18 protein-coding genes and 2 pseudogenes are annotated in these 23,970 nt (G+C 71.4%); 12 read left to right on the forward strand and 8 right to left on the reverse strand.

All coding sequences use genetic code 11. From position 1 onward, the window contains the following. Positions 1–382: 382 nt before the first annotated feature. The 3 genes from ABZV31_RS17600 to ABZV31_RS17610 all read left to right on the forward strand — a co-directional run bounded on the left by ABZV31_RS17600 (position 383) and on the right by ABZV31_RS17610 (position 5,625). A complete protein-coding gene (locus tag ABZV31_RS17600; RefSeq protein WP_355894332.1) occupies positions 383–1,309 on the forward strand; it encodes a DUF3027 domain-containing protein in 927 nt (308 codons plus the stop codon). Positions 1,310–1,455: 146 nt separating this feature from the next. Further along, positions 1,456–4,587, forward strand: coding sequence for a molecular chaperone Hsp90 (locus ABZV31_RS17605; RefSeq protein WP_355894333.1), 3,132 nt, complete (start codon positions 1,456–1,458; stop codon positions 4,585–4,587). A 189-nt stretch (positions 4,588–4,776) separates the two neighbouring features. Beyond that, positions 4,777–5,625, forward strand: coding sequence for a hypothetical protein (locus ABZV31_RS17610; RefSeq protein ID WP_355894336.1), 849 nt, complete (start codon positions 4,777–4,779; stop codon positions 5,623–5,625). 333 nt (positions 5,626–5,958) lie between these two features. On the opposite strand, the gene ABZV31_RS17615 is transcribed toward ABZV31_RS17610, so the two are convergent. Both ABZV31_RS17615 and ABZV31_RS17620 read right to left on the reverse strand, forming a co-directional pair. Continuing rightward, a complete protein-coding gene (locus tag ABZV31_RS17615) occupies positions 5,959–8,355 on the reverse strand; it encodes an HAD-IC family P-type ATPase (RefSeq protein ID WP_355894339.1) in 2,397 nt (798 codons plus the stop codon). A gap of 294 nt (positions 8,356–8,649) precedes the next feature. Continuing rightward, on the reverse strand, positions 8,650–8,940 hold the full coding sequence (locus ABZV31_RS17620; RefSeq protein ID WP_355894342.1) for a DUF2530 domain-containing protein: 291 nt from the start codon (positions 8,938–8,940) through the stop codon (positions 8,650–8,652). Positions 8,941–9,209: 269 nt separating this feature from the next. Between ABZV31_RS17620 and ABZV31_RS17625 the strand changes: the two genes are divergently transcribed. Beyond that, positions 9,210–10,661: an NCS2 family permease gene (locus ABZV31_RS17625; RefSeq protein WP_355894344.1), complete on the forward strand. Its 1,452-nt coding sequence runs from the start codon at positions 9,210–9,212 to the stop codon at positions 10,659–10,661. Positions 10,662–10,677: 16 nt separating this feature from the next. Here the strand turns inward: ABZV31_RS17625 and ABZV31_RS17630 are convergent, their stop codons facing one another. After that, positions 10,678–10,860, reverse strand: coding sequence for a ribbon-helix-helix protein, CopG family (locus ABZV31_RS17630; protein ID WP_355894347.1), 183 nt, complete (start codon positions 10,858–10,860; stop codon positions 10,678–10,680). Between the two features lie 155 nt (positions 10,861–11,015). On the opposite strand from ABZV31_RS17630, the gene ABZV31_RS17635 reads away from it, so the two are divergent. The 3 genes from ABZV31_RS17635 to thpR all read left to right on the forward strand — a co-directional run bounded on the left by ABZV31_RS17635 (position 11,016) and on the right by thpR (position 13,482). Continuing rightward, positions 11,016–11,453, forward strand: a complete 438-nt coding sequence (locus ABZV31_RS17635) for a MarR family transcriptional regulator (RefSeq protein WP_355894350.1) — start codon at positions 11,016–11,018, stop codon at positions 11,451–11,453. Between the two features lie 27 nt (positions 11,454–11,480). Beyond that, the gene (locus ABZV31_RS17640; RefSeq protein WP_355894353.1) at positions 11,481–12,842 is read left to right on the forward strand and encodes an MFS transporter; all 1,362 of its coding nucleotides are present in this window, start codon (positions 11,481–11,483) and stop codon (positions 12,840–12,842) included. Positions 12,843–12,909: 67 nt separating this feature from the next. Next, complete coding sequence (gene thpR, locus ABZV31_RS17645; RefSeq protein ID WP_355894355.1) at positions 12,910–13,482, forward strand: RNA 2',3'-cyclic phosphodiesterase; 573 nt, start codon at positions 12,910–12,912, stop codon at positions 13,480–13,482. A 150-nt stretch (positions 13,483–13,632) separates the two neighbouring features. Here the strand turns inward: thpR and ABZV31_RS17650 are convergent, their stop codons facing one another. The 3 genes and pseudogenes from ABZV31_RS17650 to ABZV31_RS17660 form a co-directional block, all read right to left on the reverse strand. Beyond that, the gene (locus tag ABZV31_RS17650; protein WP_355894358.1) at positions 13,633–14,628 is read right to left on the reverse strand and encodes an aldo/keto reductase; all 996 of its coding nucleotides are present in this window, start codon (positions 14,626–14,628) and stop codon (positions 13,633–13,635) included. Positions 14,629–14,691: 63 nt separating this feature from the next. Further along, positions 14,692–15,281, reverse strand: a pseudogene (locus ABZV31_RS17655) (Uma2 family endonuclease). 110 nt (positions 15,282–15,391) lie between these two features. Beyond that, positions 15,392–16,066, reverse strand: a complete 675-nt coding sequence (locus ABZV31_RS17660) for a GDSL-type esterase/lipase family protein (protein ID WP_355894360.1) — start codon at positions 16,064–16,066, stop codon at positions 15,392–15,394. Positions 16,067–16,155: 89 nt separating this feature from the next. On the opposite strand from ABZV31_RS17660, the gene ABZV31_RS17665 reads away from it, so the two are divergent. Then, complete coding sequence (locus tag ABZV31_RS17665) at positions 16,156–17,130, forward strand: WD40 repeat domain-containing protein (protein WP_355894363.1); 975 nt, start codon at positions 16,156–16,158, stop codon at positions 17,128–17,130. Between the two features lie 10 nt (positions 17,131–17,140). Then, a pseudogene (locus ABZV31_RS17670) lies at positions 17,141–17,367 on the forward strand (cellulose binding domain-containing protein); the annotation flags it as partial. A gap of 68 nt (positions 17,368–17,435) precedes the next feature. On the opposite strand, the gene serC reads toward ABZV31_RS17670, so the two are convergent. Then, positions 17,436–18,554 (reverse strand): phosphoserine transaminase, encoded by a 1,119-nt coding sequence (gene serC, locus ABZV31_RS17675; protein ID WP_355894365.1) that lies wholly within the window; start codon positions 18,552–18,554, stop codon positions 17,436–17,438. A gap of 152 nt (positions 18,555–18,706) precedes the next feature. Between serC and ABZV31_RS17680 the strand changes: the two genes are divergently transcribed. The 3 genes from ABZV31_RS17680 (at position 18,707) to ABZV31_RS17690 (ending at position 23,644) form a co-directional block, all read left to right on the forward strand. Further along, a complete protein-coding gene (locus ABZV31_RS17680; protein WP_355894367.1) occupies positions 18,707–21,628 on the forward strand; it encodes an FAD-binding and (Fe-S)-binding domain-containing protein in 2,922 nt (973 codons plus the stop codon). 64 nt (positions 21,629–21,692) lie between these two features. Beyond that, positions 21,693–22,529: a metallophosphoesterase family protein gene (locus ABZV31_RS17685; RefSeq protein ID WP_355894370.1), complete on the forward strand. Its 837-nt coding sequence runs from the start codon at positions 21,693–21,695 to the stop codon at positions 22,527–22,529. Between the two features lie 146 nt (positions 22,530–22,675). Further along, on the forward strand, positions 22,676–23,644 hold the full coding sequence (locus tag ABZV31_RS17690; RefSeq protein ID WP_355894598.1) for an EamA family transporter: 969 nt from the start codon (positions 22,676–22,678) through the stop codon (positions 23,642–23,644). An 81-nt stretch (positions 23,645–23,725) separates the two neighbouring features. Here ABZV31_RS17690 and ABZV31_RS17695 read toward each other — a convergent pair whose 3' ends face one another. After that, positions 23,726–23,944 (reverse strand): hypothetical protein, encoded by a 219-nt coding sequence (locus ABZV31_RS17695; protein WP_355894373.1) that lies wholly within the window; start codon positions 23,942–23,944, stop codon positions 23,726–23,728. Positions 23,945–23,970: the final 26 nt, after the last annotated feature.

Here is a 23,970-nt window from a genome sequence, read left to right on the forward strand (position 1 = left end):
ACCGCGACCGCCCGAGTCGGCAGGCTCCGCGACCGCCCGAGTCGGCAGGCTCCGCGACCGCCCGAGTCGGCAGGCTCCGCGACCGCCCGAGTCGGCACTCTTGCAACCGGCTGAGTCGGGTGGGTGGGCCGGAAACACCAAGCGGAGCGGCGAAGCATCCCGTCGGTGTAGGCCAAGCGCCGGCGAGAAGGTAGCGTGCGTAGCGCGCCGTGGCGAACGTTCTCGGCCGCGCGCCTTACGCGCATACCGCAGAATGGATGACGTAGGTGCGCCCGAGCGCGATCGGGCGCGGACGTCGACGCGGTCCCCGGGTCCGCTCCGTCCGCCCCGCCGCCCTCAGGCCGGCGCACCCGAGAGACGGCGTAGGAGAGAAGCGATACCTGTGAGCGCAGCGACCACGCGAAGCCGCACCCCCGACCGCCTGTGCGCCGAGGCCGTCGACCTCGCCCGTGGCGCAGCCGAGGAGGCGGCCGCACCCGGCGTCGTCGGCGAGCACGTGGGGCTGGTGTCCGAGGGTGACCGCGTCGTCACGCACTTCTTCGAGTGCAAGGAGCTCGGGTACCGCGGCTGGCGCTGGGCGGTGACGGTGGCCCGCGCGTCGCGCGCGAAGATCGTCACGCTGGACGAGGTCGTACTGCTGCCCGGCCCGGACGCGCTGCTCGCGCCGGAGTGGGTGCCGTGGAGCGAGCGCCTGCGCCCCGGAGACTTGGGCCCCGGCGACCTGCTGCCCACCGACGCCGAGGACCTCCGGCTGGAGCCCGGTTACTCCGGCGAGGACGGGCCGCCGCCGAACTCCGCGGTCTCCGAGGAGATGGCCGAGCTGGTGGAGGCGGAGGACGCCGAGGTCACGGCGGGCCCGCCGCGGAACCTCCCGATGGCGCCGTCGCGCGGCTCGATCGCGGCGGTCGCCGAGGAACTGGGCATGCGCCGCGCCCGGGTCCTGTCGCGGTACGGCCTGCACGTGGCCGCCGACCGCTGGGAGGAGGCGTTCGGCCCGAAGACGCCGATGGCGCAGGCCGCACCGGCGACCTGTGTGAGCTGCGGTTTCCTGGTGCCGCTCGGTGGTTCGCTGGGGCAGGCCTTCGGGGTGTGCGCGAACGAGTTCTCCCCGGCCGACGGCCGTGTGGTGTCCTTGGCGTACGGGTGCGGCGGGCACTCCGAGGCCGCGGTCATGCCGAAGCCGCCGCAGCCGGCTCCGCCGGTGGTCGACGAGACGCGGGTGGATCCCTTCCCGCTGCGGCCGGCGCGGGATTCCGGGTCGGTGCCGGTGACGGGGGATGACGACACCGCCGAGCTGGGGCATTCGTAGCCTGCGGGCACGTCGTCCGTCTGCGGGTGCGTCGCGGCCGGTGTCCCTGGGTGCTGCGCCCCCTGAGCCCCTTCGGCCTGAACGGCATCGTCCGCAAACGCCGGACGGGCTGGGTGGCTTCCTCGCGGTACCTTCGGGGCACGCCGATGAGGAGAGTGAACGTGAGCATGTTGGTGCAGCCGGCCGGTGAGGGTGCGGACCCGTTCGGAACCGTGCGTCTGCGGCGCGGCGTTTTGGACGCCTGGGCGACCAGCCCGGCCCGGTTCCGTGAGGACGCCAATGCCGAGGAGGATCTGGTCCTCGGCGGGTACCGGGACCGGCTCGTCGTCGAACTGGCGCAGAACGCCGCCGACGCCGCCGCCCGCGCAGGTGTTCCCGGCCGGCTGCGTCTCACCCTCCGCGACGATGTCCTCGTCGCCGCCAACACCGGCGCCCCGCTCGACGCGGCCGGTGTGGAGTCGCTGTCCACGCTGCGTGCCTCCGCGAAGCGGGACACCCCGTCGGTCGGCCGCTTCGGCGTCGGTTTCGCCGCCGTCCTCGCCGTCACCGACGAGCCCGCGGTCGTGGGCCGGCACGGCGGTGTGCGCTGGTCGCTGGCCGAGGCCCGTGACCTCGCCGAGGAGACCGCCCGGCACAGCCCCGGCCTGGGCGACGAGATCCGCCGCCGCGACGGGCACGTACCGCTGCTGCGGCTCCCGTTCGCCGCCGAGGGCACCGCCCCCGACCCGTACGACACGGTCGTGATCCTGCCCCTGCGCGACGCGGCCGCCGCCGACCTCGCCGAACGTCTCCTGCACGCCGTCGACGACGCCCTGCTCCTCGCCCTCCCCGGGCTGGAGGAGGTCGTGGTGGAGATCGGCGACGAGGGCCCCCGAATCCTGCGCCGCCGCACCGACGGTCCCTTCACCATCGTGGAGGACTCCAGCAACGGCATCACCCACTGGCGCACCTCCTCCGCCCACGGCCCCCTCACGCCCGACCTCCTCGCCGACCGCCCGGTCGAGGAGCGGCTCCGCCCGCACTGGTCCGTCATGTGGGCCGTGCCCGTCGACGCCTACGGCAACCCGGTCCGCCCCCGTACCAGCCCCGTCGTCCACGCCCCGACCCCGAGCGACGAGCCCCTCGGCGTCCCGGCCCTGCTCATCGCGTCCTTCCCGCTGGACAGCACCCGGCGGCACGCCGCGCCCGGCCCGCTCACCGACTTCCTGGTGCAGCGCGCGGCGGACGCGTACGCCGAACTCCTCGCCGACTGGCGGCCGGTGACCGAGGGCACCATCGACCTCGTGCCCGGCCCGCTCGGCAAGGGCGAACTGGACGGGGCCCTGCGGCAGGCGATTCTCGAACGGCTCCCGAGGACCTCCTTCCTGCCCCCTGCCGTCGAGCCGAAGGACCACGAATCCGACCTGCCCGAGTCCCTGCGGCCGCGGGACGCGGAGGTGGTGGAGGGCGCGGGCGCCGACACCGTACGGGTCCTCGCCGAGGTGCTGCCGACGCTGCTGCCCGCCGGGCTGGAACGGCGCGTGGAGCTGCGGACGCTGGGCGTGGCCCGGGTCCCGCTGACCGACGCGATCGACCGGCTGGCCGGGCTGGAGAAGGAGCCGGGCTGGTGGCGACGGCTGTACGACAGCCTGGCGGGCGTCGATCCCGACCGGCTGTCGGGTCTGCCCGTGCCGCTTGCCGACGGGCGTACGACCATCGGGCCCCGGCAGGTCCTGCTGCCCGCCCCGGACGCCGCCCGGGTCGACCCGGAGGTGCTGACCCGGCTTGGTCTGAAGGTCGCCCACCCGGACGCAGCCCATCCGATCCTGGAGAAGCTCGGCGCCCTGCCCGCGACCCCGCGTGCCGTGCTCACCACACCGCAGGTGCGGGCCGCGGTCGCCGCCTCCCTCGATGAGGAGGGCGGCGCGTGGGACGAGGACACCCCGGACGCCGAGGAGCTCGCGGACACCGTGCTCACCCTCGTACGGGACGCGGGCCTGGAGCCCGGCGACGAGCCCTGGCTGGGCGCCCTCGCCCTGCCCGACGAGGACGGCGAACTGGCCCCGGCCGGCGAACTGGTCTTCCCCGGCGGCCCGTTCGCGCGGGTCATGCGCGAGGGGGAACTCGCCACGGTGGACGCCGAGTTGGCCGAGAAGTGGGGCGAACAACCGCTCGCGGCCTGCGGCGTGCTGGTGAACTTCGCCCTCGTGCGAGCCACGGATGTCGTCCTCGACCCCGACGAACTGGAGCCCCGCGAAGCGGACTTCCCCGAGCCCGACGACCCCGGTCTGCTGGACGCGGTCGACGTGTGGTGCGAGGACCTCCTCGACCGGTTCCCGGACACCCCCGTGCCGCCGGTCGCCACCGAGATCGTCGCCGTGCGCGACCTGGACCTGGTCGACGACGACAAATGGTCGCAGGCCCTTGCCCTGCTGTCGCAACCCCCCTTGCGTGACGCGATCACCCAGCCGGTGCGGATCCTGCTGCCGGACGGCACCCACGAGGTCGTACGGCCCTACACCGCCTGGTGGCTCCGCGGGCACCCGGTGCTCGGACGGCGGCGCCCGGCCGGTCTGCGCGCCGCGGGCGGAGACCCGCTGCTGCGGGGCCTGTACGACGAGGCCGACGCGACGGGCTTCGACGACGAGCAGGTGCTGCGGGCGTTGGGCGTCCGGACGAGCGTGGCCGCCCTGCTCGACGAGCCCGGCGGCGCCGCCGAGCTGCTCGACCGGCTCGCCGACCCCGAGCGCCCGGTCACGGCTGCCCAACTGCACGCCCTGTACGGCGCGTTGGCCGAGCTGGACCCGGAGCAGGTGACGCTGCCGGACGAGCTGCGGGCCGTGGTCGACGGACGGGTCGAGGTCGTGGACGCGGCCGACGCCGTGGTGTGCGACTCGCCCGACCTGCTGCCGTTCACCGGGGGCGTCCCGCTGCTGCCCGTACGGCCGTCGCGGGCCGCCGAGTTGGCGGAGCTGTTCCAGGTGCGGCGGCTGAGCGAGTCCGTCACCGGCGAGGTGGACTCCGAGGGCACCGAGCACGACGTACCGGAGTCCGTACGGGTGCTGCTCGGGCCGCGGACGCCCGAGACGTACGTCGAGCACGAGGAACTCGTCGTCGACGGGGTCGAGCTGGACTGGCGCCTGACGTCGGACGGCGTCCTGCACGCGTCGACCCTGGAGGGGGTGGCCGCCGGGCTCGCCTGGGCGGCGGGGCAGTGGCCGCGCCGCTTCGAGGTCGCGGCGCTGCTGGAGGACCCGTCGCGGACGGAGGAACTGGCGCGGGACCGCTGGTTCGACTGAGGCCTGGAGGGCCGTCGGTGATCTTGGCAATCCGTGCACAAAATCTTCAACTTCCGTACAACCATTCCCAGGAACAACGGATCTGATCCCCGTGAGTCAACAGACTCCACGATCACTTGGGCCCGGTGCCGACGACGAGCCGTGAGGAACGACCGGCGCCGGGGCCCCTTTCTCCACCTGGGGAACGCAATGCGCATACGAGCCACCGTGGCCGCCGTCACCGGCGCCCTGGCGCTCACCGCCTTCGCCGTGCCGGCGGCTCAGGCCGCCGGCTCCGCCCCGGCCACCGCGACGGACGGCACGCCGTACACCCTGAACGTCGGCTTCTCCGACTTCAAGATCGTCTCGGCGATCAAGGTCGGCACCACCAACAAGGTCACCACCACGGTCACCTACACGCTGACCCACGGGTCCGACGTGGACATCACCGCGAAGGACTTCTACACCGACCCGTTCCTCTACCGCGGCTCCTTCGACGCCCCCGACAAGGAGCTCTACGGCGACGACTTCGCGACCTGCACCGCCACCTCGTCGACCACCGCCAGCTGCAAGGGGACCATCGACATCTACCCGGCCGACGGCGACTTGAAGAACGTGGACGCCGGCAGCTGGAAGGCCTCCGCCGAGGCCACCGCCTTCAATGGCCAGGACCCGAACAACCCGGACCTGAGCAAGGTCGGCTACAAGGACCAGGACGGCCTCGGCACCACGCTGGTGCAGCGGTACTCCAAGCTCACCGTCGACGCCTCGCCGGAGCCGGTGAAGAAGGGCAAGACCATCACGGTCACCGGCAAGCTGTCCCGGGCCAACTGGGAGGACAACGCCTACCACGGCTACACCGGCCAGCCGGTGAAGCTGCAGTTCCGCAAGGCGGGCACCAGCACCTACACCACGCTGAAGACCGTCACGACGGACTCGACCGGCAGCCTCAGGACCACGGTCACCGCCTCCGCCGACGGCTACTTCCGCTACAGCTTCGCCGGCACCTCGACCACCCCGGCGGTCAACGCCACGGGTGACTACGTCGACGTGCAGTAATTCCGGGAGCTTTCTGACCGGGCCGCATGGATACGGCCATCGAAGGGCGTATCCATGCGGGGAATCCTGGTGGTGCGGGCAGGGTGGTCTCAGCGCCGAATGAGCAGCCAGACCGAACCGACCGCAAGGGCGCAGAAGACTGCCGTTGTGACGCAGCTCTTTTTCCTCAATCGCCCCGGCGCGCTGTCAATAGGTCCCGGCGATTGCGCATGACCATGACATTCGCAGACGAGGAGGGGTCGAGCAACCCTTGAGGCCGGAATCTGAGCATGACCGGAATCTGAGCATGACCGGAATCTGAGCCTGAATTGAGCATGCGCGGTGTCGCAGGCTCTAGGCGGCAAAGCGGCGGTCGATCCACTTCCACAGGAAGGTCAGGACGACCGCCGCCACCACGGCGACGCCCACCGCGGTCCACGGCATCGCCGCCCCCACCAGCTTCAGCGCGAAGAAGTGCTGCAACCCCGGCACCACCAGCACGAACAGGAACGCGACGCCCATCGCGGCCACCAGCGCGATCCGCCACCAGGTGTAGGGGCGGGCGATGATCGCCAGCACCCACATCGAGATCAGGAAGAGCGTCAGCGTCGCGGCGCTGGTCTCCGCGTCCAGTGAGCCGGGTCCGGTGTAGTGGTGACGGGCGACCAGATACACGACGAAGGTCGCCACGGCGGTCACCGCCCCGCCCGGCACCGAGTACCGCATGACCCGCTGTACGAAGTGGGGGCGGGCCCGCTCCTTGTTGGGGGCGAGGGCCAGGAAGAAGGCTGGGACGCCTATGGTGAGGGTGGACAGCAGGGTCAGGTGCCGCGGCAGGAACGGGTACTCCACCTGCCAGCACACCACCAGCACGGCCAGTAGTACCGAATAGACGGTCTTCACCAGGAACAGGGTCGCGACCCGGGTGATGTTGCCGATGACCTGCCGTCCCTCGGCGACCACCGAGGGCAGGCCGGCGAAACTGTTGTTCATCAGCACGATCTGCGCCACGGCTCGGGTGGCCTCCGAGCCCGAGCCCATCGACACCCCTATGTCGGCGTCCTTCAGGGCGAGGACGTCGTTCACGCCGTCGCCGGTCATCGCGACCGTGTGCCCGCGCGACTGCAGCGCGCCCACCATGTCCCGCTTCTGCTGCGGGGTGACCCGCCCGAACACGGTGCCCTCCTCGAGGGCACGCGCCATGCCCTCCTGCTCGGCGGGCAGCCGGCGGGCGTCGACCGTGGTGCCGTTGAGGCCGACCTTGGCGGCGACCGTGCCGACGGACACCGCGTTGTCGCCGGAGATGACCTTGGCGCGGACGTTCTGCGCGGTGAAGTAGCGCAGGGTGTCGGCGGCGTCGGGCCGCAGCCGCTGCTCCAGTACGACGAGGGCGGCGGGGGTGACGGCCCGGGCGACGTCGGGATCGTCGAGGTCGCCGGCGGCGCGGGCGAGCAGCAGCACGCGCAGGCCTCGTTCGTTGAGCTGCCCGGTCTCGGCGAGGGCGGGGGCGTCGGCGGGCAGGAGCACGTCGGGGGCGCCGAGGAGCCACGTACTGGTTTCGCCGTTGCCCTCGCTGAAGGTGGCGCCGCTGTACTTGCGGGCGGAGGAGAAGGGCAGCGACTCCACGCAGCGCCACTCGTCGCTGTCCGGGTAGGCGTCGATGATCGCCTGCAGGGAGGCGTTCGGGCGCGGGTCGGACTCGCCGAGGGCGCCGAGGACCTTGCGGACGTACGTCTCGTCGTAGCCGTCGAGGGTCCTGAGCCCGGTGACGTCCATGCCGCCCTCGGTGAGGGTGCCGGTCTTGTCCAGGCAGACGGTGTCGACGCGGGCGAGGCCCTCGATGGCGGGCAGCTCCTGGACGAGGCACTGCTTGCGGCCGAGCCGGATGACACCGATGGCGAAGGCGACAGAGGTGAGGAGCACCAGCCCCTCCGGGACCATGGGCACGATGCCGCCCACGGTCCGGGCGATCGAGTCCTTGAAACCGTGCTGCTTGACGACGAGCTGGCTGATGACCAGGCCGATCGCGGTCGGGACCATCATCCACGTCACGTACTTGAGGATGGTGGAGATACCGGTGCGCAGCTCGGAGTGGACGAGCGTGAAGCGGGAGGCCTCCTCGGCGAGCTGGGCGGCGTAGGCCTCGCGGCCGACCTTGGTCGCCTTGAAGGCGCCGCCGCCGGCGACGACGAAACTGCCGGACATGACGTGGTCGCCGGGCCGTTTGACGACGGGATCGGCTTCCCCGGTCAGGAGCGACTCGTCGATCTCCAGCCCGTCGGCCTCGACGCAGACGCCGTCGACGACGACCTTGTCCCCTGGGCCGATCTCGAGGAGGTCGTCGAGCACGATCTCGGAGGTGCCGATCTCGGCGGTCGTGCCGTCCCTTCGCACGGTGGGGCGGACCTCGCCGATCACGGCCAGCGAGTCGAGGGTCTTCTTCGCCCGCCACTCCTGGATGATGCCGATGCCGGTGTTGGCGAGGATCACGAAGCCGAAGAGGCTGTCCTGGATCGGCGCGACGAACAGCATGACCAGCCAGAGCACGCCGATGATCGCGTTGAACCGGGTGAAGACGTTCGCGCGGACGATCTCGGCCAAGGACCGGCTGCTGCGCACCGGCACGTCGTTGACCTGCCCCCGCGCGATGCGTTCCGTGACCTGGGCGGTGGTGAGTCCGGTCGCCCGCCGGCCCGGAAGCGGAACGGGGTGCACAGGATCGAGCTCGGCGCCCGCGTCGATGTGCGTCATGCATTCGACGGTACGTGCGGATTTGCGGCTTCACCCGCCGAGGGAGGGAAGATCCGACCTGGGAAGGAGCGGGGTCGTGCGGCGGTTGTACGCGCTCGCCGAGCCGCCCCGCCCGTCTCGGCCGACTGAGGCGGGGCCTTCGCCCTGCACTCCCGTGCGGGCTTCGCCCCGGCGCACACCCCGCGAGGGCTTCGCACCGGGCCCTTCTTTCAGTGCCGGTCGGTATGGATCTTTCAGTGCCGGTCGGTAGGGATCAACCCCGTCCTGCCGGCGGGTCGGCGGCGGCGCCGGGGGTCATTCCGTCGACGTTGCCCGTTCCGTCGGCGGCGGCGTCACCTCGCGCGCAGCGGCCCGCTTGATGGCCGCGTCGCGCTTGCGGACGTACCAGATGCCGATGAGGCCGAGGCCGGCGCCTGCGAGGCAGGTCCAGAGCCACCAGGTGTGGCCGTGGGCGTCGAACCAGCCGTAGAAGGGGAGCTGTACCAGGAAGAGGACGAACCAGACGATCGTGCCGCCGGTGATGGTGGCGACCACGGGGCCCTCCAGGGGCTCCGGCGCCTCGTGCTTGGGGGTCCACTTCGCCATGGCCCTCAGCTTACGTCCCCGGGCCGGTGATTCTCCGGGGCCATCGGTGGCCCATCGACGCCCCTTGCACACCAAGGGTCTACGCGCGGAGATAGCCTTTCGGGCTTCATATGTTCATACTGAAACGGTCCCGAGTCTGGCCACTTCTGTTCGTACGAAACACCAACAGAAACAGGGGGGAAACCTGTTGGTGACGCGAAGAGGGCGAGACTCGATCATGTTCCAGGCCCGGTACTCCCGTACCCCCCCGCACCCCTGAGGTCACCCGCATGCCCACCTCGGCCCCCGCCAAGATTCCCGCCCCCGAGCGACCGGGAACGCCGCCCGCGTACGGCGCCCTCGACCGCTACTTCAAGATCTCCGAACGGGGCAGCACCCTGTCCCGGGAGATCCGCGGCGGTCTCGCCACCTTCTTCGCGATGGCCTACATCATCGTGCTGAACCCGATCATCCTCGGCAGCGCGAAGGACATGTACGGACACCAGCTGGACAACGGCCAGCTGGTCACCGCCACCGCCCTCACCGCCGCGTTCACCACGCTCCTCATGGGCGTCGTCGGCAACGTCCCCATCGCGCTGGCCGCCGGCCTCGGCGTGAACACCGTCGTCGCCCTCCAGCTCGCCCCGCGGATGTCGTGGCCCGACGCCATGGGCATGGTCGTCCTCGCCGGCTTCGTCGTGATGCTGCTCGTCGCCACCGGCCTGCGCGAGCGCGTCATGAACGCCGTCCCGCTCGGCCTGCGCAAGGGCATCTCCATCGGCATCGGCCTGTTCATCATGCTGATCGGCCTGGTCGACTCCGGGTTCGTCTCCCGCATCCCGGACGCCGCCCACACCACCGTCCCGCTCCAGCTGGGCGCCGACGGTCACCTCAACGGCTGGCCGGTCCTCGTCTTCGTCCTGGGCGCCCTGCTCACGCTCGCGCTCATCGTGCGCAAGGTGCCCGGCGCGATCCTCATCTCGATCGTCGCCATGACCGTCCTCGCGGTGATCATCAACGCCGTCGCCAAGGTGCCCACCTGGGGTCTGACCGTCCCGAAGTGGCCCGGCAACCCCGTCTCCACCCCCGACTTCGGCCTCCTCGGCAAGGTCAGCCTCTTCGGCGGCTTCTCCAAGGTCGGCGTGCTGACCGGCATCCTCTTCGTCTTCACCGTGCTGCTGTCGTGCTTCTTCGACGCGATGGGCACGATCATGGGCATCGGCGACGAGGCCAAGCTCACGGATGCGCAGGGGCAGATGCCCGGCATCAACAAGGTCCTCTTCGTCGACGGCATCGCCGTCGCCGCGGGCGGCGCCAGTTCCTCCTCGGCCACCACCTGCTTCGTCGAGTCGACGGCGGGTGTCGGCGAGGGGGCCCGTACCGGCTTCGCCAACCTCGTCACCGGCGCGCTCTTCGCCGTGGCTCTCTTCCTGACGCCCGTCGCCACGATGGTCCCGTCCCAGGCCGCCACCCCGGCCCTGCTCGCGGTCGGCTTCCTGATCCTGGCCGGCTCGGTGAAGGAGATCGACTGGGCGGACTACACGATCGCCATTCCGGCGTTCGTGACGATGGTGATGATGCCGTTCACCTACTCGATCACCAACGGCATCGGCATGGGCTTCATCACCTTCGTGCTGCTGCGCCTGGCGGCCGGCCGCGGCCGCGAGATCCCGGCGGCGATGTACGTGGTGGCGGGGGTCTTCGCCTTCTACTACCTGATGCCGGCCCTCGGTCTGACCTGACCGGCTCCCCGCGGGGTCACGTCACCCCGTAGAACCTCTCCGTCTCCTCGACGGCGGCCTGGAACCGCTCGTCGAAGTCATCCCGAATGAGCGCCCGGACGACATAGTCCTGGACGCTCATTCCCCTTTTCGCGGCGTGGTGCCGGACCCGTTCGAGCAGGTCGTGGTCCATCCGCAGGCTGAGCACGCTGGTCCCCATGGAGACGAGGGTCGCCGGACGCTTCCGTGCGACGTGTTACGTTCCGCACGTAGATCACCCATATGAGTGATGTGGCGGTGCAGTGGCCAGTGTCACGGACCGGCATGCGTGTCAACGGTGGTCTTTAGGGAGAGTAATGAGTTACTCTAAAGAACATGCCGGACCTTACCCATGGCGACGACGCTGCCGCCGTGAACTCCCTGCGATCCGCCGTGATGCGGTTGTCCCGTCGACTGAAGCACCAGCGCGTCGACGAGTCGCTGAGCCCCACCGAGATGTCGGTGCTGGGCACCCTGTCCAACTGTGGTAGCGCCACGCCGGGCGAGCTCGCCCGCAAGGAGCACGTGCAGCCGCCGTCGATGACCCGCATCGTGGCGCTGCTCGAAGCCAAGGGACTGGTCCGTCTGGAGCCGCACCCCGAGGACCGGCGCCAGAAGGTCGTCACGAAGACCGAGCAGGCCGAGGTCGTGCTCGAGGAGAGCCGCCGCAAGCGGAACGCCTTCCTGGCCGGCCTGATCGAAGGTCTCGACGAGGACGAGTGGGCGAAACTCCGCGCCGCCGCCCCCGTGCTGGAGAAGCTCGCACATCTGTAAGCACGTCACACAAGGAGGCGAACCCTTTTGAGTACGGGATCCGGAGCAGCTTCCGCCCCCGCACCGACCACCCACGACTCCCAGACCGCTCCCGACACCCCTCGCAAGTCCTCGATGTTCAGTTCGCTGAAGATCAGGAACTACCGCCTCTTCTTCATCGGCCAGGTCGTCTCCAACACCGGAACCTGGATGCAGCGCATCGCCCAGGACTGGCTGGTGCTCAGCCTCACCGGCTCCTCGGCCGCCGTCGGCATCACGACAGCCCTGCAGTTCCTGCCGATGCTGCTCTTCGGCCTCTACGGCGGTGTCCTCGTCGACCGCCTGCCCAAGCGCCCCACCCTGCTCGTCACGCAGGCGTCGATGGCCGTCACCGGCCTCGCGCTCGCCGCGCTCACCCTCACCGGCCACGTCCAGGTCTGGCACGTCTATCTCGCCGCCTTCGCCGTCGGCCTCGCCACGGTCGTCGACAACCCGGCCCGCCAGTCCTTCGTCTCCGAGATGGTCGGCCCCCAGCAGCTGCAGAACGCGGTCAGCCTGAACTCGGCGAACTTCCAGTCGGCCCGCCTGATCGGCCCCGCCGTCGCAGGCGTCATGATCACCGGCGTCGGCACCGGCTGGGCCTTCCTCTTCAACGGCCTGTCCTTCGTCGCCCCCATCGCCGGCCTGCTGCTGATGCGCGCCCGCGAGCTGCACGTCGTCGAGCGCGCCCCGCGCGGAAAGGGCCAGCTCCGCGAGGGACTGCGCTACGTCGCCGGCCGCCCCGACCTGATCTGGCCGATCGTCCTCGTCGGCTTCATCGGCACCTTCGGCTTCAACTTCCCGGTCTGGCTGTCGGCCTACGCCAACGGCGTCTTCCACGCCGGTGCCGGCGCCTACAGCTTCTTCAACACGCTGATGGCGGTCGGCTCCCTGGTCGGCGCCCTGCTCGCCGCCCGGCGCGGCACGGCCCGGCTGCGCGTGCTGATCGCGGCCGCCGCGGCCTTCGGCACGCTGGAGATCGTGGCCGCGCTGGCCCCGTCGTACTGGCTGTTCGCGCTGCTGATGACCCCGATAGGGATCTTCGGCCTGACGGTCAACGTCACGGCGAACACCGCGGTCCAGATGGCCACCGACCCGGCCATGCGCGGCCGGGTGATGGCCCTGTTCATGATGGTCTTCATGGGCGGTACGCCGCTGGGCGCGCCGCTCGTCGGCTGGATCACCGACGCGTACGGCCCCCGGATCGGCTTCGCCCTCGGCGGCGTCGTCTCGGCAGCTGCAGCCGTCACCGTCGGCCTGGTCCTGGCCCGCGTCGGCGGCCTGCGCCTGTCGGTCGGCTGGAACCACGGCCACCCGCACGTCCGCTTCGTCCCGCACAAGCGGTGCGAGGAGCTGGCGACGGCGGCGTGATTCCGGGCCCTGATCTTCCCCGCCTCGTGCTGGGCGCGGGCCGGCGCGGGTCTGGGAAGGTGAGGGCATGAGACTCTTCGCCGCGGTACCGCCCCCGGAGGACGTCATCCGCGAACTCGCCCATGAGGTCGCGGAGTTGAAGAAGCTGCCCGGCGCGGACGGGCTGCGCTGGACCGGCCGCCCGGGCTGGCACTTCACCCTCGCCTTCTACGGCGAGGTCGACGAGGAGGTCATACCGGACCTGTCGGCCCGCCTGGAGCGCGCGGCCGGCCGTACGCCGCCCTTCCCGCTCGCGCTGCGGGGCGGCGGACAGTTCGGGCGCGGCCGGGCGCTGTGGACGGGAGCGGAGGGCGACCTGCGGTCCCTGCGGCAGCTGGCCGACCGCTCGGAGGCCGCGGCGCGGCGGGCAGGCGTGCCGACGGGTGAGCACCGCCGCTACAAGGCCCACCTGACGGTGGCGCGCAGCCGCGAGGCGGTGGACGTACGGCCGTACGTGGAGGCCCTGGGCGCCTTCGGGAGCCGTACGTGGACGGTGGACGAGGTGGTGCTGGTCCGCAGCCACCTGCCGAAGTCCGGGGTGCCCGGCGAACAGCCCCGGTACGAGACGGTCGCCCGCTGGCCGCTCGGCGGGGCCGGTTAGTCTCGCATACGTGGACCCGAAAACTCGGAACCGGATCATGGCCGGTGCGCTCGTGCTGATGTTCGCCGTCGTCGCCCTGGCGGCCGCGCTCGGCAAGTGACGCCGAACGCGCCCGCGGTGCCGTGGGTCAGCGGGTGGCCGTAGGGACTGTCACCAGGCGAAGGCCTCCGGGGAGGGCCCCGGGCCCGGGAAGATCTCGTCCAGCTGGGCCGGCAACTCCTTCGGCAGCTCCAGCTCGACGGCCCGCAGCGCGGACTGAAGCTGCTCGGCGGTGCGGGGCCCGACGATCGGGCCGGTCACGCCGGGCCGGGTGAGCAGCCAGGCCAGCGCGACCTCGCCCGGCTGGAGGCCGTGCTTGTCGAGCAGGTCCTCGTACGCCTGGATCTGGGCGCGTACGGTGGGGTTGGCCAGGGCGTCGGCGGACCGCCCGGAGGCGCGTCGGCCGCCCTGGACCTCCTTCTTGATCACGCCGCCCAGCAGACCCCCGTGCAGGGGCGACCAGGGAATGACTCCCAGCCCGTAGTCCTGGGCGGCCGGGATGACCTCCATCTCGGCGCGGCGCTCGGCGAGGTTGTACAGGCACTGCTCACTGACGAGGCCGATGGTGCCGTGGCGGCGGGCGGCGAGCTCGTTGGCCTGGGCGATCTTGTAGCCGGGGAAGTTGGAGGAGCCGACGTAGAGGATCTTTCCCTGCTGCACGAGCACGTCGATGGCCTGCCAGATCTCCTCGAAGGGAGTGGCGCGGTCGATGTGGTGGAACTGGTAGAGATCGATGTAGTCGGTCTGCAGCCGCTTGAGGCTGGCGTCGACCGCCCGCCGGATGTTGAGGGCGGAGAGCTTGTCGTGGTTGGGCCAGACGGCGGAGCCGTCCGGGGCCATGTTCCCGTACACCTTGGTGGCGAGGACGACCTTGTCGCGCCGGTCGCCGCCCTTGGCGAACCAGTTCCCGATGATGGATTCGGTACGTCCCTTGTTCTCGCCCCAGCCGTACACGTTGGCGGTGTCGAAGAAGTTGATCCCCGCGTCCAGCGCCGCGTCCATGATCGCGTGACTGTCCGCCTCGTCGGTCTGCGGACCGAAGTTCATCGTGCCGAGGACCAGTCGGCTGACCTTGAGTCCCGTGCGTCCGAGCTGTGTGTACTTCATGGTCCCCAAGCCAACGTCTTGGAGTGCGCTCGAAGCAAGGGGACTTGGGAGTGCCCGTGCCGGTCAGTCGCGGGGGAACTCGTCGGTTCTCAGGGTGAGGCCGACCACGGAACCCGTGAGGTTCACGTCGCTGCCAAAGCGGATCTTCGTCTCACGTTCGTAGTCGCCGTCCTTCGGGCGGGTATGGACGGCGCACTTGCCCTGGTATGGGTCGGCGATGAGATAGACCGGCACTTCGGCTTGCGCGCAGGCAAGCTTCTTGGGGCCATAGTCGTTGGCGGCCGTGTTCCGGGAGATGCCCTCGGCGATGAACTCGACGTCCTCATGACACCAGCGTCCATCGGGTGTCTTGATTGCCCCGTTGCGCAGCCGTGCAACATCCGGGGCGAACCCGTTCAGGTGGCCGGGGAAGTCGATGCGGACGTCCGAGAGCACCTGAACATGCATGCCGAACGTGTCCTCCAGCGCTCGTACGATCCTGCGGATGATGTGCCAGTGGACGTCCCGCTGAGGCGTCATGAAGATGTTCCCCCCGACGATCTCGACTTGTGTCCCTCGGGGGTGGGCATCTTCTCAAGCCACTCGAACAAGGTGTCGAGCGTGAGTGCGCCGTCGGCTTCGGCCATCTCGATCCTGTCTTCCAGGACGGTCATCGTGGCGCTCCTCCCCGGCTGCCCCCACAAGCGCAGCCGCGCAGTACAACGATACGCACGGTGACCGGGACACGGGGAGCGGCGCATATGCCAGGCCACCGGCCCGCAGCTCAGCCCTCGTACTCCCCGCCCCACCCCCACGCCTGGTGCATCGCCTCCGCGAAGGCCGCCGCCAGTTTGTGCTCGCCGTTCGCGTTCGGGTGGGTGCCGTCGTAGGTGTCGGTGTGCAGGTCGTACGACGGCGGAGGGGACGCCAGCAGCAGCGGGGAGTGGGGTTCGTCCAGGTCGGCCACGGTCTTCGCCAGCAGCGTGTTGAACCGGGCGACCTGCGCGGCGAAGGGCGCGTCCGACGCGGCGCGGATGTTGGGGATCACCGGGAGCATGACCATGCGGATGCGCGCGTTCGCCGCGCGGGCGGCGGTGACGAAGGCCCGTACGTTCGCCGCGGTCTGGTCCGCGTTCGTGTAGAAGCCCAGGTCGATCAGGCCCAGCGACACCAGCAGCGCATCCGCTCGGCAGTCGCGTACCGCTACGCCGATCAGCGGGGCCATGTGCAGCCAGCCCTCGCCCCAGCCGGCCAGGTGGGCCCGGGGGAAGTCCGGGTCGGCGTACGCGTACGACGTCGGTGCCTCGGCCGCCTTGTCGTACAGCGTCTCGCGCGGGCCGACGAGTGTGAACGGGCCGCCGTACGTGGCGCACAGGTGCTGCCACAGCCGGTAGCGCCATGTGTGTTCGCCCGCGCTTCCGATCGTCATGGAGTCACCGACGGGCATGAACCTGCGCATCCGCTCATGATGGACGATCAAGGGCGCGGGTGGGGTGTGAGGCCCACCACGCACTGTGAACCAAAGCCCGGGATGGCAGGCTTGAGGGCATGCGCCGACCGTTCGCCCTCCTCGCCGGGGCCCTCCTCGTGGGTGCCTTCGCCGTGCCCGCCTCCGCCGCCGACGGCGACCACGGGTTCACGATCAAGGATCCCCGGATCACGGAGTCCAGCGGGCTTGCGGCCTCGCATCTGCATCCCGGCATCTACTGGACCCACAACGACAGCAACGACGGCCCCTACATCTACGCCGTGGACAGCAGGACCGGGAAGACCGTCGCCACCGTCACGCTCAGCGGCGTCGGCTCGCCGCGCGACGTCGAGGCCATCTCCATCGGCCCCGGCAACCAGATCTACGTGGGCGACATCGGCGACAACCACGGCGGCAAGTGGCCTTCCGTGTGGATCTACAAACTGCGCGAGCCGAAGGTCCTCAAGGACCAGACGGTCCGGGCCACGCAGTACGTCGTGAAGTACTCGGACGGGGCCCGGGACGCCGAGTCGCTGGTCGTGCACCCCAGGACGGGCCGCGTCTACATCATCGACAAGAAGGAGGACGGCGGTCACCTGTACGAGGGACCCGCCCGGCTCTCCTCCTCCGGGACCAACGTCTTCCGGCCCGTCGCCGCCGTCGACCTGTGGGCCACCGACGCCGCCTACTCGCCCGACGGCAGGCAGCTCGCCGTGCGCGGCTACTTCGGCGGGATCGCCTACGCCTGGAACGACGGGAGGATCAAGCGGGAGGGGCGGCTCGACGTTCCGCTGCAGGGGCAGGGGGAGTCGATCACGTACAGCGCCGACGGCACCGAGCTCCTGTACGGCAGCGAGGGCGCGGGCAGCCCCGTGCAGGCGGAGAGCGCGCCGGGTGCCGACGGGGCGCCCAGGTCGCCCTCCGCGCAGGGAGGTTCGGCCTTCGACGGCTCGGGCCTCGGCGGGAGCGGCGGGCTCAAGGCCAGCGCCATCGCCGCCGTCGTTGTCGCGGCGGCCGCCGTGTTCGGGCTGGGGCGGCTGCTGCGACGCCGGTGAGCCGGGCTGTTCCATCAAGGCGCCAGGGTTCCCGGGCAGCGGGGGAGGAGTCGGTGACGGTGGCGGTGGCGGCGGGAACGCGGCCGCCTGCAGCGCCGCCTACGCCGTCAGCAGCGACTGGGGCAGTGGCTTCAACGCCCAGGTGATCGTGACCAACACGGGGGACGACCGCGATTCGGGTTCGGGGGAGCGCCCGGGGGCGGGGGTGTGCCGAGTGTGAGCTGTACGGCGACGTGAGAGCTGCGCACGCAGGAGAAGGGCGCCCGGTGGGGTCACCGGGCGCCCTCATCGACGTACGAAGACGGTCAGAGCTTCTCGATCACGTAGTCAATGCACTTCGTCAGCGCCTCGATGTCCGCCGGGTCGATCGCCGGGAACATCGCGATGCGCAGTTGGTTGCGGCCGAGCTTGCGGTAGGGCTCGGTGTCGACGATGCCGTTGGCGCGCAGGACCTTGGCGACGGCGGCGGCGTCGATCTCGTCCGAGAAGTCGATCGTGCCGATGACCTGGGAGCGCTTGGCCGGGTCGGCGACGAACGGGTTCGCGTACTTGATGTCCTCGGCCCAGCCGTACAGCGTGCGCGCGGAGGTGGCGGTGCGGCGGACCGCCCAGTCCAGGCCGCCCTGGCCGTTGATCCACTCCAGCTGCTCGCCCAGGAGGAACAGGGTGGCGAGGGCCGGGGTGTTGTACGTCTGGTTCTTGCGGGAGTTGTCGATCGCCGTCGGCAGGCTGAAGAACTCCGGGACGTGACGCCCGCTCGCGTGGATGCGCTCGGCGCGCTCGATCGCGGCCGGGGAGAACACGCCGATCCACAGGCCGCCGTCGGAGGCGAAGGACTTCTGCGGCGCGAAGTAGTAGACGTCGGTCTCGGCGACGTCGACCGGGAGGCCGCCGGCGCCGGAGGTGGCGTCGACCAGGACGAGGGCGCCCTCGTCTGCACCGGCCACGCGCTTGATGGGCATGGCGACACCGGTGGAGGTCTCGTTGTGCGTGAAGGCGTAGACGTCGACGCCCGCCTCGGCCTCGGGCTCGGGGTGCGTGCCCGGCTCGGTGGAGATGACGGTGGGCTCGGCGAGCCAGGGGGCGAGCTTGGCGGCCTTGGCGAACTTGGAGGAGAACTCGCCGAAGCTCAGGTGCTGCGACTTGTTCTCGATCAGGCCGTGGGTTGCGATGTCCCAGAACGCGGTGGAGCCGCCGTTGCCAAGAACGACCTCGTAGCCGTCGGGGAGCTGGAACAGCTCGCGGATGCCCTCGCGGACCCTGCCGACCAGGTTCTTGACCGGGGCCTGGCGGTGGGAGGTGCCCAGGAGGGACGTACCGGTGGCGGCCAGCGCGTCCAGCGCCTCCACCCGCACCTTGGAGGGACCCGCGCCGAACCGACCGTCCGCGGGCTTGATGTCAGCAGGAATCTGGATCTCAGCCACGAGGCGGAGGGTATCTCTTCGGCGAAACCGGACGGAAACGTGTCCGTTCGATGAGACGGCTCCGTCGGTCCGCGGACTTGTGAAGATCTACGACGTCCACGACGTCCCGGGTGCAGCCCGTCACTGTCAGTGGTCGCGTGCATCCTGGAAGCATGACGGATCTCGAGGCGGAGCTGCGTGCGGTTGTCCGGGGTGAGGTGGCGTTCGGTGTGACGGACCGGGCGCTGGTCACCATGGACGCGTCCAACTACCGGCGCGTCCCGTTGGGCGTGGTGGCGCCGCGGGACGCCGACGACGTGGCGGCCGTGCTGGAGGTGTGCCGGGCGCGCGGGGTGCCGGTGGTGGCGCGGGGCGGGGGGACGTCGATCGCCGGGCAGGCGACGGGGACGGGGGTGGTCCTGGACTTCACCCGGTACATGAACCGGCTGCTGGAGATCGACCCCGGGACGCGGACGGCCGTCGTCCAGCCGGGGCTCGTGCTCGACCGGCTGCAGGAGGCCGCCGCCCCGCACGGGCTGCGCTTCGGGCCCGACCCCTCCACGCACAGCCGGTGCACGCTCGGCGGAATGATCGGCAACAACTCGTGCGGCTCGCACTCGGTGGCGTGGGGGACGACCGCGGACAGCGTGCGGGAGCTGTCGGTGATCACCGCGCGCGGGGAGCGGCTGCGGCTCGGGCAGGAATGGGCGGGGGCGCCGGACGGACTGCGGGAGTTGGTCGAGGGGGAGCTGGCACGGCTGCGGACCGGGTTTCCGCAGCTGCCCCGCCGTATCTCCGGGTATGCCCTGGACGCCCTGCTGCCCGAGAGGGGCGCGGACGTCGCCCGGTCGTTCTGCGGCTCGGAGGGCACGCTGGGTGTGCTGACCGAGGCGGTCGTACGGCTGGTGCGGGCGCCCCGCGCGCGGGCCCTGGCCGTGATGGGGTACGCCGACGAGAGCGCCGCCGCCGAGGCCGCGGCCGGGCTGCTGCCGTACGGGCCGCTGACCGTGGAGGGGATGGCGCGGGACCTGGTGCCGTCCGCGACCGAGCTGCCCCGGGGAAATGCCTGGCTGTTCGTGGAGACCGGCGGGGAGTCGGCGGGGGAGGCACGCGCGCGTGCGGAGGCGATCGTGCGGGCGGCCGAGGTCGTGGACGCCCTGGTGGTGACGGACGCGGCCGGGCAGCGCGCGCTGTGGCGGATCCGGGAGGACGCGAGCGGTACGGCGACCCGCATGCCGGGCGGTGGGGGCACCTCCCTGCTCGAGCGAAGCCGAGAGCTTGGGGGAGAGGCGTGGCCGGGGTGGGAGGACTGCGCGGTGCCGCCGGCCCGGCTGGGCGCGTATCTGCGGGAGTTCCGGGGGCTGCTGGCCGCCCACGGGCTGCGCGGCACGCCGTACGGGCACTTCGGGGAAGGCTGCATCCACGTCCGCATCGACTTCGACCTGCTGACCGAGCGGGGCGTCGGCCGTTTCCGGCGGTTCTCCGAGGAGCTCGCCGAGCTGGTGGTGGCCCACGGCGGCTCACTGTCCGGGGAGCACGGGGACGGCCAGGCGCGGGCGGAGCTGCTGCCGGTGATGTACGGCGAGGAGATGGTCGCCCTCTTCGAGCGGGCCAAGGGTGTCTGGGACCCCGACGACCTGCTCAACCCCGGGATGCTGGTCCGCCCGGCGCCGCTGGACACGAACCTGCGCTTCTCGGTGCTGCCGCGCGGGCCCGTGGACGTGGCCTTCGGCTACCCGGCCGACGGCGGGGACTTCTCGGCGGCGGTGCGCCGGTGCGTCGGGGTCGCGAAGTGCCGTACGACCGCGGTGTCCGGCCCCGCGGTGATGTGCCCGTCGTTCCGGGCGACCGGCGAGGAGGAGCACTCCACGCGCGGGCGGGCCCGGCTCCTGCACGAGATGCTCGCGGGCGAGCTGGTGACCGACGGCTGGCGGTCGCCGGAGGTCCGGGACGCGCTCGATCTGTGCCTGTCGTGCAAGGGGTGCCGGTCCGACTGCCCGGTCGGGGTCGACATGGCCACCTACAAGGCGGAGTTCCTGCACCACCACTACGCCCGGCGGCGCCGCCCCGCCGCCCACTACTCCATGGGGTGGCTCCCGGTGTGGCTGCGCTGGGCGGCCCGTACGCGCACGGCGCCGGTCGTGAACGCGCTCGCCTCCCTGCGGCCGCTGGCGTCGGCGGCGAAACGGCTTGGCGGCATCGCACCCGAGCGGGGGATTCCGCGGCTGGCGGCGGAGCCGTTCAGCCGGTGGTGGCGGAGACGCCGGCGGCAGGCGGCCGAAGGCGCCGGCGATCTGGTCGTCCTGTGGCCGGACACCTTCACCGAGCACCTCTCGCCGTCCGTGGGGAAGGCGGCCGTCCGCGTGCTGGAGGCGGCCGGGCTGAGGGTGGCGCTCCCGCCGACCCTGCGCCTGCGCAGACCTCCGGTGGGCGACGGCAGGTCGGCGCTCCTCGATCCCGTGGCGGTACTCCGGGGCCGGGGCCGGGTCTGCTGCGGGCTGACGTACGTGTCGACGGGCCAACTGGACCGTGCCCGCGCGGTGCTGCGCCGCACCCTCGACCTGATGGAACCGGTGCTGGAGACCGCCGCCCCCGTCGTCGTCCTGGAACCGAGCTGCGCCGCCGCCCTCCGCACCGACCTGCCGGACCTGCTCCCCGACGACCCGCGCGCCCGGCGCCTGGCCGACCGCGTCCTGACCTTCGCGGAAACCCTGGAGCGCCACGCCCCCGGCTGGACCCCGCCCCGGCTGGACCGCCCGGTCACCGGACAGACCCACTGCCACCAGCACGCGGTCCTCGGCGACGCGGCCGACCGCCGTCTGCGCACGGCCGCGGGCCTGACCGGCGAGCTGTCCGGCGGCTGCTGCGGACTGGCCGGCAACTTCGGCTTCGAGAAGGGCCACTGGGAGGTGTCGACGGCCTGCGCGGAGGAACAGCTCCTGCCGTCGGTACGGCGGGCCCCGGACCGGGCGGTGGTCCTGGCGGACGGCTTCTCCTGCCGCACGCAGCTGGAGCAACTGGCGGGAGTGCGGGGACGGCACCTGGCGGAGGTGCTGGCGGAGGCGCTGGAGACGCGGGAAGGAACGGGGAGTTGAGAGGGACCTACGCGCCGGGCGAACACACAGCCGTGAAGGGGATCGTCCCCGGACGATGGGGGCCATGCTGCTGATTGGTGTCGCCGTCCTGTCCGACATCCACGGAGTCCTCCCCGCCCTGGAAGCGGTGCTCGCCGAACCGGAGGTGGCCACCGCCGACCGCATCGTGCTCACCGGTGACATCGCGGCGGGACCGCAGCCGGCGGACGTCCTGGACCTCCTGCGCGCCCAGGGCGAGAAGGTGCTGTGGGTGGCGGGCAACGCGGACCGCGAACTGGTCGAGTACCGCCGCGGTGAACGCGACGACATCCCCGACCCGATCGGCCCGTTCGTCGCATCCGCGCTCCGCGACGACCAGGTCGACTTCCTGGCCGCCCTCCCCAGGACGCTGACGCTCTCCGTCCGCGGCCTCGGCAAGGTCCTGTTCTGCCACGCCACCCCCCGCGACGACGAGGAGGTCGTCCTCGTCGACTCGCGCCCGGCCCACTGGACGGAGGTCTTCGCCCGCCTCGACGACGTCCGCACGGTGGTCTGCGGCCACACCCACATGCCCTACGTCCGCCTTGCCCACGGCCGCCAGGTCGTCAACCCCGGCAGTGTCGGCATGCCCTACGGCCGCCCCGGCGCCCACTGGTGCCTCCTGGGCCCCGGCACCGACCTCCGCGTCACCCCGTACGACGTCCCGGCGGCCGTCGCCCGCCTCACCGCGGAGTGCGCCTACGAGGACATCGCCGCATGGGCCGACTACTTCCTCGGCGCCCGCGCGACGGACACGGAGGCACTGGAGATCTTCGGGCCCCGGGACGGCAGGGAGACGGCCACGGCTTCCCGACAGTCGGCTACCCGCCCCGACGGCCGCCCCCTCTTCCGCGACGAGGAGCCCTGGAGCGGCAGCATCTGAGGCATGACGAGGAGCCCTGGAGCGGCAGCATCTGAGGCATCCGGGACAGTTGCGTGAAGGGTTCACACGCCTGACGGAGTCCACTACCCTGGACTCGGTAGTACATCGCGATGAACGAACCCCGAGCCCAGTCCCTGGACCGCCCCGTGAGCACCCCCAGCGCCGCCAACCCGTCCCCGTCGAGCCCGGTCACCTCCTCACCGAACCGCTCCGCATCGGACCGCGCACCCGCGCCGACTGGTGCCCCGCGCCGTTTCGGCTCCCTCGGCCCTGTCGGTCTGGTCCTGGCCGGGGGTGTCTCGGTGCAGTTCGGCGGGGCGCTGGCCGTGACGCTGATGCCGCGGGCCGGTGCGCTCGGCGTCGTGGCGCTGCGGTTGCTGGTGGCCGCGATCGTGCTGCTGCTGGTCTGCCGGCCCCGGCTGCGGGGGCACTCGCGCACCGACTGGGCGACGGTTGTCGTCTTCGGCATCACGATGGCCGCGATGAACGGCCTCTTCTACCAGGCGGTCGCCCGTATCCCGCTGGGCCCGGCCGTCACTCTGGAAGTCCTCGGCCCGCTCGCGCTGTCGGTCCTGGCCTCGCGTCGCGCGATCAACGTCGTATGGGCGGGCCTCGCTTTGGCCGGGGTCTTCCTTCTCGGCGGCGGAGGCTTCAGCGACCTCGACCCCGTCGGTGTCGCCTTCGCGCTGGGCGCGGGCGCCATGTGGGCGGCGTACATCGTCTTCAGTGCCCGTACGGGCCGACGCTTCCCACAAGCCGACGGGCTGGCCCTGGCGATGGCGGTCGGCGCGGTGCTGTTCCTGCCGTTGGGGATCGCGGAGTCGGGCGCGAAGCTCGTCGTCCCGACGACGTTCGCGCTGGGTGCGGCGGTGGCGCTGCTGTCCTCCGTCCTCCCCTACACCCTCGAACTCCTCGCCCTGCGCCGCCTGCCCGCCTCCACCTTCGCCATCCTCATGAGCCTGGAACCGGCCATCGCCGCAACGGCCGGCTTCCTCGTCCTGGGCCAGTCCCTCTCCGCGACGGAGGCGGTGGCCATCGCGCTCGTCATCGCGGCGAGCATGGGCGCGGTCCGGACGCAGGTGGGCCGGAGGAGAGGGGAACGCGCAGGCGGGTGAGCCGGCCTGCGGGGCGAGGGCTGTTTCAGGGCTGCCGCCGGGGAGCGGTATCGCTTCATCGTGGTCGCCCCGTCCGGATCACTACGTCTCGTCGATCCAGCGCGCCGGACAGGTCTCCTCCGTGCGGACGACGCCGAGGATCACCGAGTTGGGCAGTTCGCCGCGCTTCTGGAAGCAGACCTTCCACCGCTCCGGCGCGGCCTGGTCGATCGTGCGCGCGCGGCCCGTCGCGTCACTCAGGGCGTACCCGTAGTGCGCTGCGACGGAGGCACCGATCGCGTCGGGCAGCCTCTTGCCCACCTGACTGGGGAGCGGGGCGCGTGAAA

This window comes from Streptomyces sp. NPDC005202 (assembly GCF_040608235.1).
In the GTDB taxonomy this organism is placed as follows: domain Bacteria; phylum Actinomycetota; class Actinomycetes; order Streptomycetales; family Streptomycetaceae; genus Streptomyces.